This is a genomic window from Actinomadura rudentiformis, assembly GCF_008923185.1.
In the GTDB taxonomy this organism is placed as follows: Bacteria; Actinomycetota; Actinomycetes; order Streptosporangiales; family Streptosporangiaceae; genus Spirillospora; species Spirillospora rudentiformis.
This window is the reverse complement of the sequence record NZ_WBMT01000015.1, coordinates 172,448-186,291: the sequence shown is the minus strand read 5'-3', so window position 1 is coordinate 186,291 and position 13,844 is coordinate 172,448. Positions and strand designations below refer to the sequence as shown.

Sequence of the window (13,844 nt, the reverse complement as noted above, 5' to 3'; positions counted from 1 at the left end):
CTCGGCGGGTCAGAGGGTGAGGCCGGTGAGGAAGCCGACCGAGATCAGGGTCAGGAAGATCCAGGCGAACATCATGCCGATCCCGAACGGGCGCCATGAGCCGCCGACCTTCCAGATCAGGAGACTGCCCAGGCCGAAGGCCAGCAGGAGCAGCGTCACCATCTGCGGCAGCACGCTCGGACGGCGGCTCATCATGAGCGGGGCCCACATCATGATGACGTCGATGACGACGAACGTGCCGAATCCCGCCGTGCCAACGAGGATGAAGCGGCCGTCGAGCGCCTGCGGGGCCTTGTCCCAGGGCAGCCGGATACGTGGCGACGAGTCCCTCGCGTTCTCGACTCTGGAGGCCACCGAGAAGATCTCGTCTTCGAGACTCGGGACTTCGTCGAGACTCGGGAGATTTTCGGGCTCCGCCATGCCGGCTCCCTGCGCCGGGGACGCCGGGACGATGCCCGGTGGGGGGTCAGCCAAACAAACGTGGCGCGCGTCCGCCCCCGTCCCCTTGTACGACGGACGTGCCCACAGACGCACCGTAGCGAACCCGAGGTCCAACACGAAAACGGCCTGACGTGCGATCCTGATGAAATGGCAGGTAGACGGCTACTGCACTTCGCAGCGTTCACGACCGCCTTCGTTTCCGTGACGGCCTGGATGACCGGATGTGGCAACGGGTCCGATTCCGGGTCGAAGACCTCCGCGCCCGCGACACCTCCCACCGCCACATCGGCGGCGCCCGCAACGCCCTCGCCGACCAGGACGCCGCCGCGATTCCGCGCCGAGATCAAGAAGGTCTCGGCCGCGGATCTGAAGCACTCCTGGCGTAAGGGATGCCCTGTGAGCCCGTCCGGCCTGCGGATGATCGAGATGACCTACTGGGGAATGGACCGCAAACCCCACGAGGGCGGAAAGCTGGTCGTCAACGCCAAGGAGGCCAAGGACCTCGTCGGGGTCTTCCGGACGTTGTTCGACAAGCGCTACCCGATCCGGCGCATGGAGCCGGTGGACGTCTACAAGGGCAGCGACTTCGACTCGATCGAGGCCGACAACACCTCGGCGTTCAACTGCCGGGCCGCGACCGGCGGCAGCAACTGGTCACAACACGCGTACGGCCTGGCGATCGACATCAACCCCTGCGAGAACCCCTACGTCACCGCGAGCGGCGAGGTCGCCCACAAGGACTGCGTGAAATACAAGAACCGCGCCAACCGCGACCCGGGCGTGATCCACAAGGGAGACCAGGTCGTACGGGCGTTCGCGTCGATCGGCTGGGGCTGGGGCGGCGACTGGAGCGGGACGAAGGACTACCAGCACTTCTCTAGCAGCGGCCGCTGAGCCGCCCCGCCGACGGGGTCCCGCGTGAACGCGGGCGGCGGGCTTGCGGTTAGCGGGCCTGCGGTTCGCAGGGTTGCGGTAGCGGGGGTGCCGTGGGAGTGAGCGCGGGCGGTGGTCTTCGGCGGCCCGCAGTGGGCGTGAACGGGGCCTCTGGACGGCGGGGTGGTCCCGTTCAGGCCGTCATCCGAGGGCGAGAAGGGCGACGACGAGGACCGCGACGATGGCCACCACGGCGACGGCGCCGATGATGAGGCCGATGTTGGGGCCGGACTTCTCGGTCTGGCCCTGCTGCTGAAAGCGCTGGAACTGCTGGGTCGTGCCAGCTGGATCTTGCGGGTTCTGAGACATGGCCCCGAGGGTAACGGATGGTTTAGGCGATTTTCAGGCCGTATCACCCGATCACTCCACCTCAGCGGCCTTCGTCTCGACCACGAGCTCGTCCGCCTCGGGCGACAGTTCGAGTTCGGCGGTGATCGACGACAACTCCCCCGACCGCCTCAGATGCGTTCCCCCACAAGGGATCTCCGCCGTTCCGCCGGGCAGCTCGCATTGCCAGATCCGGCGTGCGGTCAATTCTGGCGACGGGACTTCTATACGTACGGGAGCATCGACGGCGATCCAGCCGGCCAGCAGATTGTTCAGCTTGGCAGTGATCTCGGGGAGCGCGTCCGCCAGGCCTTCGGCCGTGAAACCGTCCTCCTGCAGCGACCCGCCGACGCGGTAGACGTCACGGCTGCCATGGGGAACGATCCGCGACGACATGATCGCCAGTGCGTCGAAGTCGGGATGCCCGAGCCCGTCGGTCAGGGGAGCGTCCTTGCGCCAGCGCGAGGCCAGCGCCGCGTTGAGGGCCAGCGCCATCAGATGGCAGGCCGTATGCCCCGCCGAGAAGGCCCGCCGCCGTTCGGCGTTCACGATCAGCTCGACCTCGGCCTGGACCGGCACGGCCCGTTCGACCACATGGACGACCAGCCAGTGCCATCCCGCGTCGCCCCATCGGGCCGGGATCTCGTCCCCCACCAGCAGCGCGTCCTCGACCGCTGTCCCACCGCCGCCTCCGGCCGGCATCCCCCCGGTCACACAGTCGACGACGCGCTGCTCGATGTCGTCCACCTGGAGAAATCCGATGTCGCCGGGCTGGTCCGGCCAGGTGTGGTCGAGCGGGTGAAACGGCGTCTCCTCCGTCACGACTCCGTAGCCGCCGTCGTCCAGCGGCGCCGCGGTGAGCACCTTGGAGCGCCCCGACACGGTCCCGGCCGGGAACGTCACGTGAGTCGATCCCCCGATTCCCCCCACGTTCACCGACGCTACCAGCCGAAACGCGGCACGCCCCCGGCGGGCATCAAGCCTGCCGGGGGCGTGCCGCCCTGCGGAGAGTGTGGGATTCGAACCCACGACGACTGTCCCCAGCCGTGGTCGCTTTCAAGGCGACTGCACTAGTCCACTATGCGAACTCTCCTGGCCGGAGACCACGATAGCGGTCGTGTGCGAGTGGCATCGACCTCATATGAGGTGAGGCCCGGCGCCATGCGTCAGGTGTGATCGATGTGCTGGAGTTTCTCCGGATTGGACTGCCGCCGTACGGACACCACCCGGCCGCCCGCGATCTCGAACGTGTCGATCCGCAGGACCTCGCCGGCGGCCCCATAGGTCACCAGGCCCGGCTCGCCGTTGACCTCGATGGCCTTGACGGAGCCGACCCGGCGTTTCTCCACTCCCACCAGCAAAGCCGCGACGCGGGCGGCACCGCGCACGAGTTTGCGGGCGGCCAGGGCCTTGCCGCCGCCATCGGCGATGTAGACGGCCTCGGGATGCAGCACCTTGATGAGCGCGTCCAGGTCACCGGCCTCGGTCGCGGCCCGGAACGCGGCGAGCACCCGGTCGTGTTCGGCTCGCGGCACCGGCGGGCGTTCCCGGATCTCCGCCACCCGCTGCCGGGCCCGCGAGGCGAGCTTGCGGGCGGCCGCGGATGTACGGTCCAGGACCTCGGCGATCTGGTCGAACGGGACGTCGAAGACGTCATGCAGCACGAACGCGACCCGTTCGGGCGGCGTCAGCTCCTCCATCACGATGAGCATCGCGGTGCCGACCGACTCGTCGACCAGCACCGGTTCGGCCGCGTCGGGCCCGGTCAGCAGCGGCTCGGGCAGCCACGGGCCGACATAGCTCTCCCGCCGCACCCGGGCGGACTTCAGGACGTTGTACGAGATGCGCGCGGCGACCGTGACCAGCCACGCACGCAGGTCGCGGACCGCCGAGAGATCGGCCGACGAGGCGCGCAGCCATACCTCCTGGACCACGTCCTCGGCGTCCGCGACGCCGCCGAGGAGCCGGTACGCGACGCCGAAGACAGCCGGCCTGTGCCGTTCCCACTCGCCTTCGAGCGCCGCCGCCGTCATCGCGGACTCCCTCAGACCTCGGGGACCTTGTAGCCGGGGATGGAGGGCCAGCGGACCGTCATGACGACCGATTCCTCCTCGGCGCACCAGGAATGATCGACGCCGCGGGCCCAGATCACATAGTCGCCCTGATTCGCCAGGACGACGTCGCCTTCGGGGAACTCCATCCGGAAACGGCCACTGATCAGGACCAGCAGAGCCGTCCGCTTCTCGCCCGTGGCCCACTGTGCGCGCCGTTCACCCCGAGGGTGCACGCCCCATTTGATCTCGACCTCGTCGCTGTGCCGTATGTCGCCCTCGGGCTTGAAATGGCCGAGCAACCAGCCGCTGTCGCCGGCGGCGTCGACAGCGGCCTTCCCCACGTACACCCCATCCATCACGTCCGGTGACGCTAGCCCACCCGTCCACCGGACCGTGAATCAGCCCACCGGATCGCAGGCCGACTGCAAGATCAGGACACTGGCACTCGGGATCGAACGTCGGACTCCCGCAGCCGTCCGCGGGTGGCGAGCCGGAGCAGCCAAGCCTGGACAAGACCGACACCTGTCGTCGCCAGATAGAACAGCACGGACTTGAGGGGCTGAGGCATCTCGCCCAGCAGGCTCTCGAGGCCCGACAATCCGGACAGGCTTGCCCCGGACAACGGCAACGTCACCAAGATGAGCCAGACGCCCATGAGGCTCGCATCGTCATGGGCGACGAAGAGGCTGTCAGCGAGGACCACCAGGGTCACCGCGATGACCAGCGTGGCGTAGACGGCCGGGACGATGATCCCGAACCATCCGGTGGAACGGGCGGCGGCGGCTTGCGAAAGACGTCTGAACATACCTCTCATGGTCCGGTGACCCGGCGGCCCCCGCCTGAGTACGCATACTCAGATGAGGGCCGCTGAATCACTCGGACGGTCGCTGGTAGGCGAAGCCGTCGCCGACCACGGCCGCCAGCATCAGGTAGGCCTCCCGGGTCGCCGGGGCGAGCTGCTCCAGCGAGACCTCGGCGCCCTCCTCCAGGTGGTCGTCGTAAGGGATCCGGACGACCGCGCGGCAACGGCTTTCGAAGTGGGACTGCAGCTTGTCGAGGTCCACCTGGCTGCGCGTGCGGTTGCGGACCATGGACAGGACGACCACACCGTTGCGAACGAGGTGACCGTGGTCGTGCGCCTCCAGCCAGTCGAGGGTGGCACTCGCTGACCGGGCGCCGTCCACCGAGGGCGAACTGACCAGGACGAGCTGGTCGGCCAGCGCGAGCACGCCCGCCATGGCCGAGTGCAGCAGTCCGGTGCCGCAGTCGGTGATGCAGACCGAGTAGTACTGCTCCAGAACGACCGCGACCGCGGAGTAGTCCTCGGCGCTGAACGCCTCGCTGACCGCGGGGTCACGGTCGGAGGCGAGCACCTCGAGACGCGCCTCGTTCTGCGAGGTGAACGCGCGGACGTCGGCGTAGCGGCTGATCTTGTCGCGGTTGTTGAGCAGGTCGCGGACCGTGGCCGCGGTCTCCAGCTTGACCTTGTCCGACAGCGTGCCGCGGTCGGGGTTGGCGTCCACCGCGATCACCCGGTCACCGCGCATCGACGACAACATCGAGCCCAGTCCGGTCGTGGTGGTGGTCTTGCCCACGCCGCCCTTCAGCGACATGACCGCCACGCGGTGGTGGCCGCCGGCCACGTTGGTGCGGGCCCGCGCAATGAGGTCCTTGCGGCGCAGCTCGGCCTGCGACTCGCCGGGGTGGATGCTGCCCGCGGTGGCCTTGTATACCGCGCGCCGCCACCCGGCCGACGGCGCGATGCGCCGTTCGCCGAGGAGGTTTTCCGAGCTGAGGCTCTCGGGGTCTTGCGGCTGGGGCTGGGGATAGTAGTGCTGAGCCGGTGCTTGGCCATATCCAGGTGGCGCCCCCTGCGGCGGGCCCTGAGGTGGCCCTTGCGGGGGGCCCTGCGGCGGCCCTTGCGGCGGCCCTTGCGGCGGCCCTTGGGGTGGCCCTTGCGGCGGTCCGTACGGCTGTCCGGGGGGTGGCGGGTAAGGGGCGGGCTGCCCGTGCGGCGGAGGTGGCCCCTGGACATATCCCTCAGCGGGTCCAGGCGCGTACCCCTCAGGGGGCGGCCCATGCTGGTAGCCCTCAGCTGGTCCAGGTTGGTAGCCCTCAGGCGGCCCGTGCTGGTAGCCATCCGCCGGGCCAGGCGCGTAACCCTCGAATCCCTCGGGCGGCCTTGGTGGACCAGACTGATTTCCTTCGGGAGTGCCGGGGTGACCCGCGCCGCCATATTCCGGTGCAGGATTGCTGGGCGGCCCGTACTGGGGCTCACCGGCGGGCGGACCCGGCGGCTGGTGACCATCGCCGGGTGGGTAGGCGTACGGCTGCTGCTGTTGGGGGTCGGGCGCGCCGAACTGCTCCGGCGGGTAGGGCAGCTGCGCGGGCGGCCCGAACGCCTCCTGCTGGAGCGCCCCCGGACCGTCGTACGGCGGCTGCGGCCCACCCTCGTAAGGACGCTGCGGAACGGGCCCGCCGTCGAACTGAGTCTGCTGGGCCGGGTCGTATGGCGGCTGCGGACCACCCTCATAAGGCGGCTGCTGGGCGCCCCCGTACGGCGGCTGCGGCGCAGGCTGCGGACCGCCCTCGTACGGCGGCTGCGGGCCACCTTCGTACGGCGGCTGCATGGCGCCTTCGTGGGGAGGCTGCCCAACCTGGTTGTTGCCGTCATGAGGTGGCTGCGGAACCTGGCCACCCTCGTAGGGCGGCATCTGCGCCGGGTCATACGACGGGAACCCGCCGTAGGGAGGCGGCAGCATGCCTCCGTCGAAAGGCTGCGGCATGGGGCTGCCGTCGTACGGCTGCGACGGGCCCTCGAACGGCGGGGGAGTCACGCCGTACGGCGGCGGGGCGGGCAGCTCGCCGTAGGGCGGGAAGCCGGGCGGCGGCGGAATCGCACCGGGCTCGGGCCCGGACGGCGGCGGCGGCTGAGCCTGTGCCTGGCCGGTCCCGGCCGGGTCCTGGAAGGGCGGCGGCGCGGCCAGCCACGGGTTGAGCTCGGCCTCGGAGGGCGGTGTCCGAGAACCCTGCGCGGGAGGCTGCGTGGTCTCGAGCTCCGACGCGGACCCTGCATCCTGCGGGTCGGCGTCCTGCGGATCGGCGTCCTGCGAGGCCGACGCGGACGCGGGGGCCGCGTTCGACGCCGAGGCCGAGGCTCCGCCGGAACGCCTGACGACCGTGGTGGGGGTCGCCTCGTCATCGTCGGCTTCGGGAGAGGGCGGCACGGCGGCAGGACCTGTGGCCTCGCTGTTCATCGCGTCGAGGGAGGCCAGGCGCTCCTCCAGCGAACGCCCGTCGTGATCGTTCTTTGCCACCGAATTTTCTCCCCTCGGCCATGCCTCTGTAGATCAATTCCGGAGTTTGGTCGGCAATAGCCTCACGGCAGGATACCTGTGGTCCTTTACCACGCATCCACAGACGTACGGCCACTTCCCCCCTGTTTGCCGGGGTTCCTGGCCCCTCTGCGGGGGCACCACCACCCCCGCCCTCCCCGGTAGCGTGATCCGTATGCACGCCATCGTGATCCGTGAGCCCGGTGAGGCCGATGTTCTGGAGTGGACTGAGGTCCCCGATCCGGAGCCGGGGCCTGGGCAGATCCTCCTCGACGTGGTGGCGAGCGCGGTGAACCGGGCGGACGTCATGCAGCGGCGCGGGTTCTATCCGCCCCCGCCGGGCGCTCCGGAGTACCCCGGTCTGGAGGCGTCCGGACGTGTCGCGGCGCTCGGTGAAGGCGTCACCGGCTGGCAGGTCGGCGACGAGGTCTGCGCGTTGCTGGCCGGTGGAGGGTATGCCGAACGGGTCGTCGTTCCGGCCGGCCAGGTGCTGCCCGTGCCGAAGGGCGTCGGCCTCGTCCAGGCCGCCGCGCTGCCCGAGGTCGTGTGCACGGTCTGGTCCAATGTCTTCATGCTTGGCGAGCTGCGGGCTGGGGAGACCTTCCTCGTGCATGGCGGCGGCAGTGGCATCGGCACCATGGCCATCCAGCTCGCCCGGGCGAACGGCGCCAAGGTCGCCTGCACGGTGGGCAGCGACGAGAAGGCCGCCCACTGCCGTGCACTCGGCGCCGACATCGTGATCAACTATCGCGAGGACGACTTCGTCACCTCCGGCCCGTACAACGTGATCCTCGACAACATGGGGGCGAAGTACCTGGCCCGCAATGTCGACTCCCTCGCCGCCGACGGCCGCCTGATGGTCATCGGGTTGCAGGGTGGGACGAAGGCCGAGCTGGACATGGGCAAGCTGCTGGGCAAACGAGCCAAGGTGCACGGCACGGGACTACGGTCTCGTCCGTTGGACCAGAAGGGCGCGATCGTGGCCGCCGTGCGCGAGCAGGTATGGCCGCTGATCGAGTCGGGGGACGTGCGGCCGGTGGTGGACCGTGCGCTGCCCATGTCGGACGCCGCCGAGGCCCATCGGATCCTCGAACGCAGCGACCACATCGGCAAGATTCTGCTGACCGTGTGAAACTGGAGACATCATGAACGAGCCTTCGAACAACCAGTCCGAGCAGGAGCCTCAAGTTCTCGTGGTCGGCCCGAACGGCATCGCGCTCGAAGGGCCCGGGGACGGCGACGGCGACGAAAAGTCGATCACCGACATGGTCGAGCAGCCGGCCAAGGTCATGCGGATCGGCGGCATGATCCGGCAGCTCCTCGAAGAGGTGAAGGCCGCCCCCCTCGATGAGGCGAGCCGTGCCCGCCTGCGCGAGATCCACAAGTCGTCGATCAAGGAACTCGAGGACGGCCTGGCTCCGGAGCTGGTCGAGGAGCTCGAACGTCTCTCGCTGCCGTTCACCGACGGCACGGTGCCGAGCGAGTCGGAGCTGCGGATCGCCCAGGCGCAGCTCGTCGGCTGGCTGGAGGGCCTCTTCCACGGCATCCAGACCACGCTGTTCGCCCAGCAGATGGCCGCCCGCGCCCAGCTGGAGCAGATGCGCCGTGCCCTCCCCGCCGGGCTGGTCCCGCCCGAAGCAGCCGAAGAGAACCCCCGCCACTCCGGCCCCTACCTGTAGTCACGCGCGCCGAGCGGCCGTGATCTCGTTCAACCGGACACGGCCGCCGAGCACGCCCCGGCACCCGACCCACGGCAACACCGCGTCAGGGGAAGAGCCGTTCCAGGACTTGGGCCACGCCGTCGTCGTCGTTGCGGGCGGTGGTGCAGGTGACGGCGGCCAGGACGAGCGGATGGGCGTTCGCCACGCCGTACGACGTTCCTGCCCAGGTCAACATCGGCAGGTCGTTCGGCATGTCACCGAACGCGACGACGTCGTCCGCAGTGATCTGGTGTTCGGCGCAGAACTCAGCCAGCGCACTGGCCTTCGTCACACCCTGGGCGCTCATCTCCAGCAGCCCGCGTCCCGATGAATGGGTGACGGTCACGAGGTCGCCGACCGCCTTCTCGGCCTTCTTGGCCAGCGAGTCGGGATCGGCGTTCGGATGGAAGGCGAGCAGCTTGGTGCCGCCCCGGCTGACCAGGGTCTCGCCGTCGACCGGCCGCCCGCCGAGCGCCTCGGCGTCCCAGCGGCCCAGGTTGTAGCGGGCCTCGAAGACGAACCCGGTCGGGTATTCGACCGCGAACCGCAGCTCGGGGACGGCGGCACGCAGCCGTTCCACCGCCTTGGCGATCACGTCGGGCTCGATCATGTGGGCGCGAACGACGGTCTCGGTGTGCAGGTCGTAGACCACGGCCCCGTTGGCGCAGATCGCGACGCCGTGGTGGTCGACCGCGTTCGCGATCTCGTGCATCCAGCGTGGCGGGCGGCCGGTGACCATGACGAGCGTCGCACCGGCACGTTCCACGCGTGCGAGGGCGGCCACGGTACGGGCGGAGATGGTCCCGTCGGAGCGCACGATCGTGCCGTCGAGATCCGTGGCGATCAGCCGCGGCGGCGTGACATCAGACATGGCACCTACAGTCTCGCCGCATTCTGATCTTCCTCGCATCCCGGCGCACCATCCGCAGCGGAAACCCACCCTAGGCGACTCGATCGCCCCATAGCTCACATCGGGCCCATTTCCCGATCGCACCCCAGGTGATCAACCAAGCGGATCCAGCAAGCGGCCCAGGAACCAGGCGAGCGCAAGAACCACGCGAGCACAGCAAGCGCGCGCACAGGAACCACGCGAGCACAGCAAGCGCGCAAGCACAGCAAGCACACGAAAGGCCCCGCCGGTATCGACCTCGGCGGGGCCCGCGTTCGTCAGCGCTTGATCGGCTCAAGGACCTCCAGGCCCAGATACCGCTGCAGGGCCTTGGGCACCCGTACCGAACCGTCGGCCTGCTGGTGGTTCTCCAGGATCGCGACGATCCACCGGGTGGTGGCCAGCGTGCCGTTCAGCGTGGCGACCGGCTGGGTCTTGCCGTTGCCGTCGCGGTGCCGGACCGCCAGGCGCCGCGCCTGGAACTCGGTGCAGTTGGAGGTCGAGGTGACCTCGCGGAAGGCGTTCTGGGTCGGCACCCACGCCTCGCAGTCGAACTTGCGCGCCGCGCTCGCCCCCAGGTCACCGGCCGCGACGTCGATCACGCGGTACGGCAGCTCGACCTTGGCGAGCATCTCCTTCTCCCAGTTGAGGAGCCGGAGATGCTCCTCGTGCGCGTCCGCCGGGTCGCAGTAGGAGAACATCTCGACCTTGTCGAACTGGTGCACCCGGATGATCCCCCGGGTGTCCTTGCCGTACGACCCGGCCTCGCGGCGGAAGCACGACGACCAGCCCACGTACCGTCGCGGCAGCGCGTCGATGATCTCGTTCATGTGGTACGCCGCCAGCGGCACCTCGGAGGTGCCCACCAGATAGAGGTCGTCCTGCGGCAGCTGGTAGACCTCCGCGGCGTGGGCGCCGAGGAACCCGGTGCCCTCCATCGCCTCCGGCTTGACCAGCACCGGCGGGTACATCGGGACGAAACCGGCCTCGATCGCCTGCTCCATCGCCAGGTTGAGCAGCGCCAGCTGGAGCCGGGCCCCCACACCGGTCAGGTAGTAGAAGCGCGCCCCCGAGACCTTGGCGCCGCGTTCCATGTCGATGGCGCCGAGGCCCTCGCCGAGCTCCAGGTGGTCCTTGGGCTCGAAGTCGAACGAGGGGACCTCTCCCACATGCTCCAGCGTGACGAAGTCCTGCTCGCCGCCCGCCGGGGCGCCGTCCTCGATGAGGTTGGGCACCACCTTGAGCACCGTGTCGAGCTCCGCCGCCAGCCGATCCGCCTCGGCCTCGGCCTCCTTGACCTGCTGAGCCAGCTCCTTGGCCCGCGCCAGCAGCGCCTGCCGCTCGTCGCCCTGGGCCTTGGACACAGACTTGCCGAAACTCTTCTGCTCGGCGCGCAGCGACTCGAAGCTGGTCAGCGCGGAACGTCGCCGCTCGTCCAGGTCGAGCAGCGTGTCAACGACGGCCTCATCCTCGCCGCGGGCGCGCTGGGAGGCGCGCAGCCGCTCGGGATCCTCTCGAAGAGCTCGCAGGTCAATCACAGACCCGAGGCTACCGGCCCCGGCACCCCCTCCGGGCGCGAGTATCGCCCTACGGCACCGACCGATGGGCCTCGGTACGCCGGACGCGCTGGATCCGCTCGTGGAGCATCACACTCCCGACGAACACGACAGCGCCGAGGCTCACCGCCAGCCACATCAGATCCGGATCCAGCCGGGCCACCAGCATCCCGACCAGCACGCTGAGGATGATGCTGTTGACCACGCTGACCATGCCGGCGACGGTGAGCAACATCTGCCCCCGCGCCACTCTCATCCCGCTGCTCCGCAGCACCTCCCCAGCCTCATCGCTGACGGCCGGCGGCGCCATGTAGTCCGCGAGCCCCGGCGCGAGCTCGAAGTACAGCCGCCGGAGCCGGTTCATGCGCCGCGCGGCCTGAACGTCCTCGATCGAGACCTGCAACGTCCGATCAAACGTCACCACGCCCAGAAAGAACAACGACAGAAACGTCACGGCGCCGAAAACAGCGAACGATCCGCCGAAGTCGGTCACCTGCCCGGCGAAGCTCAACGCCACCAGAGCCGTCGACACCGTGCCGAGGAACATGCTGGCTCGCCCGACCGCCTCCGAGGTCGTGGACGACCGGACGGACTGCAGGTTGAAATGCTCGGTCGTGATAATTGGCAGCACCGTGTTGAGATCGGCGTCGCCGAGGGGGGATTTCTCGTCCATCTCCGGAGCATGCCACCCCGGGGCGATTTACCGCGTACCGGACGCCAACAGCGCATACGCGGTCAGCGAAACCGTCCCGTCGCCCACCGCGTACCGCCCGACGATCTCGTTGTACGCGGCCTTCACCGCCGCGACCACATCCGGACTCTGCCGGCTGAGGATCACCCCGTTCGACCCCACCTTGGCCATGGCGCCGGTCTCCCACCACTCCTCGGGGTCGACGACGTGCTCCCAGGTGACCTCCTCGACCGTGGCGTCCTCGAACACCCCCGCCACCAGCTCCCTGAACGCCCCGGGCTCCCCGTACTCCATGAAGGGCGTCACCGGGATGTCCTCGGGCCACGGAACGCCCGCCACCTCCATCGCGTCCCGCACGACCGCCAGCGCCCCGCTCCCCGGCATCCGCCAGCAGGTGAGCGCCAGCCGCCCGCCCGGCCGCAGGACCCGCCGCAGCTCCTTCAGCGCCGCCCCGGGCTCGCCCACATGGTTGATCACGAAGTTGCCCACGACCGCGTCGAACGTCTCGTCCCCGAACGGAGTCTCCGGCAGCACCGCGACCCGCACGTCCACCCCCGGCACGTTCCGCCCCGCCGTCTCCGCCATCCCCGGATCCGCGTCGATCGCCGAGACCTCGGCCCCCCGCCGGACCGCCCCCGCCGCCACGACCCCGGGCCCGGTCCCCACGTCCAGCACCCGAGCCCCGGCCCCGACCCCCGCCGCGTCCAGCAAGGGCTCCACCGTGTACGAGGTCAGCCGAGCGAACCCCCGCTCGTACGCCGGCGCCCGCCCAGCCCAAAGCTCACGCTCGTAAGCATCAAAGTCCACCATGCCAGCAGGCTAAGCCCGCCCGCCCCACAAGACCCCCAAAGGCGCGGCCCGCCCAACCAAACGGTCCGTGCCCCAACCCCTGCCGAACGACCACGTGGTCGCCCGCGAAGTGATCACTGGATCAGGGTTCGGGGTGGCCTTGGCGGATGGCGGTCAGCCAGGCGGCGGCCTCGGTGAAGTCGGCGTCGTGGGTGCCGCGGCGGATCTCGGGGCGGATCTGATCAGCGCGGCAATAGGAGCCGAGGAAGCGGACGTCGGCGACGACGCGGCGGAGGCCCATGAGGGCCTCGCCCACACGGGCGTCCTCGACGTGGCCTTCGAAGTCCATCCAGAACAAGTAGGAGCCCAGGCCGGCACCGGTGGGGCGGGACTGGATGAGGGTCAGGTTGATGCCGCGCATCGCGAACTCGTTGAGGATCTCCAGGAGGGCGCCCGGGTGGTCCTCGCCGATGAACGCGGCGACGGTGGTGCGGTCGGTGCCCGTGGGTGCGGGAGGGGCGCACGGGCGGCGGAGCTCGACGAAGCGGGTGACGGCGTCGGCGACGTCGTGGATGTCCTCGGCGAGGATGCCGAGGCCGTAGCGGGCGGCGGCGAACGAGCCGGCGAGGGCGGCGTCGTAGTGGCCGTCGGCGACGTGCTGGGCGGCCTCGGCGTTGGAGGTGGCGGCGCGCCACTCGGCGTCGGGGATGTGCTCGGCCAGCCAGCGGCGGCACTGCGGCTGGGCGTGCGGGTGGGAGGCGACCGTCTTGATGTCGCCGAAGTCGGTGCCGGGCCGGACGAGGAGGGCGAACGAGACCGGGAGGTGGATCTCGGAGACGATCTGCAGCGGGTCACCCATGGCCAGCTCGTCGAGGGTGGTCGGGACCGAGCCTTCGACGGAGTTCTCCAGGGCCACGACGGCGGCGTCCACGTCGTCGCGGCGGAGCGCGTCGAGGGCGGCGGGCACGGTGGCGTACGGAAGGTGCTCGGCGCCGGCGGCGTCCGGGAGGGAGCGCAGCGCCGCTTCCGTGAAGGTGCCCTGGGGCCCGAGATACGCGTATCGCATGAACGTCTACTCCTCCGCCTGTGCCGGCGCACGGCGGGTGTGAGGCAGGAATCGAGTCGAGAT

At 69.8% G+C, this 13,844-nt stretch carries 16 protein-coding genes and 1 tRNA gene; 4 read left to right on the top strand and 13 right to left on the bottom strand.

The features are described from left to right. Positions 1-9: 9 nt before the first annotated feature. A complete protein-coding gene (locus F8566_RS29830; protein ID WP_151565170.1) occupies positions 10-420 on the bottom strand; it encodes a hypothetical protein in 411 nt (136 codons plus the stop codon). A 242-nt stretch (positions 421-662) separates the two neighbouring features. Between F8566_RS29830 and F8566_RS51590 the strand changes: the two genes are divergently transcribed. Together F8566_RS51590 and F8566_RS29825 are read left to right on the top strand one after the other, a co-directional pair. Beyond that, positions 663-827, top strand: coding sequence for a hypothetical protein (locus F8566_RS51590; protein ID WP_225993644.1), 165 nt, complete (start codon positions 663-665; stop codon positions 825-827). A 10-nt stretch (positions 828-837) separates the two neighbouring features. Continuing rightward, positions 838-1,335: a M15 family metallopeptidase gene (locus tag F8566_RS29825; RefSeq protein ID WP_225993643.1), complete on the top strand. Its 498-nt coding sequence runs from the start codon at positions 838-840 to the stop codon at positions 1,333-1,335. Between the two features lie 180 nt (positions 1,336-1,515). On the opposite strand, the gene F8566_RS50195 is transcribed toward F8566_RS29825, so the two are convergent. The 7 genes from F8566_RS50195 to F8566_RS51585 form a co-directional block, all read right to left on the bottom strand. After that, the gene (locus tag F8566_RS50195) at positions 1,516-1,683 is read right to left on the bottom strand and encodes a hypothetical protein (protein ID WP_192809922.1); all 168 of its coding nucleotides are present in this window, start codon (positions 1,681-1,683) and stop codon (positions 1,516-1,518) included. A gap of 51 nt (positions 1,684-1,734) precedes the next feature. Then, entirely contained in the window at positions 1,735-2,604 is an 870-nt protein-coding gene (locus tag F8566_RS29820) for an alanyl-tRNA editing protein (protein ID WP_151565168.1), read from the bottom strand. Positions 2,605-2,705: 101 nt separating this feature from the next. Then, positions 2,706-2,794: transfer RNA gene (locus tag F8566_RS29815), tRNA-Ser, on the bottom strand. 73 nt (positions 2,795-2,867) lie between these two features. Continuing rightward, positions 2,868-3,734: an RNA polymerase sigma factor SigJ gene (sigJ, locus tag F8566_RS29810; RefSeq protein ID WP_151565167.1), complete on the bottom strand. Its 867-nt coding sequence runs from the start codon at positions 3,732-3,734 to the stop codon at positions 2,868-2,870. Positions 3,735-3,745: 11 nt separating this feature from the next. Continuing rightward, positions 3,746-4,111, bottom strand: coding sequence for a cupin domain-containing protein (locus F8566_RS29805; protein ID WP_151565310.1), 366 nt, complete (start codon positions 4,109-4,111; stop codon positions 3,746-3,748). A gap of 74 nt (positions 4,112-4,185) precedes the next feature. Continuing rightward, on the bottom strand, positions 4,186-4,560 hold the full coding sequence (locus F8566_RS29800; protein WP_151565166.1) for an SCO4225 family membrane protein: 375 nt from the start codon (positions 4,558-4,560) through the stop codon (positions 4,186-4,188). Between the two features lie 67 nt (positions 4,561-4,627). Further along, positions 4,628-7,072, bottom strand: coding sequence for a nucleotide-binding protein (locus F8566_RS51585; protein WP_264159460.1), 2,445 nt, complete (start codon positions 7,070-7,072; stop codon positions 4,628-4,630). A gap of 193 nt (positions 7,073-7,265) precedes the next feature. Between F8566_RS51585 and F8566_RS29790 the strand changes: the two genes are divergently transcribed. Further along, entirely contained in the window at positions 7,266-8,222 is a 957-nt protein-coding gene (locus F8566_RS29790; protein ID WP_151565165.1) for an NAD(P)H-quinone oxidoreductase, read from the top strand. 13 nt (positions 8,223-8,235) lie between these two features. Beyond that, positions 8,236-8,769: a bacterial proteasome activator family protein gene (locus F8566_RS29785; RefSeq protein WP_151565164.1), complete on the top strand. Its 534-nt coding sequence runs from the start codon at positions 8,236-8,238 to the stop codon at positions 8,767-8,769. An 85-nt stretch (positions 8,770-8,854) separates the two neighbouring features. On the opposite strand, the gene F8566_RS29780 is transcribed toward F8566_RS29785, so the two are convergent. From F8566_RS29780 to pheA, 5 genes are all read right to left on the bottom strand, one after another. Next, a complete protein-coding gene (locus F8566_RS29780) occupies positions 8,855-9,661 on the bottom strand; it encodes a Cof-type HAD-IIB family hydrolase (RefSeq protein WP_151565163.1) in 807 nt (268 codons plus the stop codon). 296 nt (positions 9,662-9,957) lie between these two features. Further along, positions 9,958-11,217: a serine--tRNA ligase gene (serS, locus tag F8566_RS29775; protein WP_151565162.1), complete on the bottom strand. Its 1,260-nt coding sequence runs from the start codon at positions 11,215-11,217 to the stop codon at positions 9,958-9,960. 49 nt (positions 11,218-11,266) lie between these two features. Beyond that, complete coding sequence (locus tag F8566_RS29770; protein ID WP_151565161.1) at positions 11,267-11,908, bottom strand: hypothetical protein; 642 nt, start codon at positions 11,906-11,908, stop codon at positions 11,267-11,269. A gap of 27 nt (positions 11,909-11,935) precedes the next feature. Then, positions 11,936-12,736, bottom strand: a complete 801-nt coding sequence (locus tag F8566_RS29765) for a class I SAM-dependent methyltransferase (RefSeq protein ID WP_151565160.1) — start codon at positions 12,734-12,736, stop codon at positions 11,936-11,938. A gap of 121 nt (positions 12,737-12,857) precedes the next feature. Then, positions 12,858-13,781, bottom strand: coding sequence for a prephenate dehydratase (pheA, locus tag F8566_RS29760; protein ID WP_151565159.1), 924 nt, complete (start codon positions 13,779-13,781; stop codon positions 12,858-12,860). Between the last annotated feature and the right edge of the window lie 63 nt (positions 13,782-13,844).

What these genes read in the sequence shown, in the direction of transcription:
- F8566_RS29830 (WP_151565170.1), bottom strand. Translation starts at nt 420, where the DNA reads ATGGCGGAGCCCGAAAATCTCCCGAGTCTCGACGAAGTCCCGAGTCTC.
- F8566_RS51590 (WP_225993644.1), top strand. Translation starts at nt 663, where the DNA reads ATGTGGCAACGGGTCCGATTCCGGGTCGAAGACCTCCGCGCCCGCGAC.
- F8566_RS50195 (WP_192809922.1), bottom strand. Translation starts at nt 1,683, where the DNA reads ATGTCTCAGAACCCGCAAGATCCAGCTGGCACGACCCAGCAGTTCCAG.
- sigJ (WP_151565167.1), bottom strand. Translation starts at nt 3,734, where the DNA reads ATGACGGCGGCGGCGCTCGAAGGCGAGTGGGAACGGCACAGGCCGGCT.
- F8566_RS29805 (WP_151565310.1), bottom strand. Translation starts at nt 4,111, where the DNA reads ATGGATGGGGTGTACGTGGGGAAGGCCGCTGTCGACGCCGCCGGCGAC.
- F8566_RS29800 (WP_151565166.1), bottom strand. Translation starts at nt 4,560, where the DNA reads ATGTTCAGACGTCTTTCGCAAGCCGCCGCCGCCCGTTCCACCGGATGG.
- F8566_RS29790 (WP_151565165.1), top strand. Translation starts at nt 7,266, where the DNA reads ATGCACGCCATCGTGATCCGTGAGCCCGGTGAGGCCGATGTTCTGGAG.
- F8566_RS29785 (WP_151565164.1), top strand. Translation starts at nt 8,236, where the DNA reads ATGAACGAGCCTTCGAACAACCAGTCCGAGCAGGAGCCTCAAGTTCTC.
- F8566_RS29780 (WP_151565163.1), bottom strand. Translation starts at nt 9,661, where the DNA reads ATGTCTGATGTCACGCCGCCGCGGCTGATCGCCACGGATCTCGACGGC.
- F8566_RS29770 (WP_151565161.1), bottom strand. Translation starts at nt 11,908, where the DNA reads ATGGACGAGAAATCCCCCCTCGGCGACGCCGATCTCAACACGGTGCTG.
- F8566_RS29765 (WP_151565160.1), bottom strand. Translation starts at nt 12,736, where the DNA reads ATGGTGGACTTTGATGCTTACGAGCGTGAGCTTTGGGCTGGGCGGGCG.
- pheA (WP_151565159.1), bottom strand. Translation starts at nt 13,781, where the DNA reads ATGCGATACGCGTATCTCGGGCCCCAGGGCACCTTCACGGAAGCGGCG.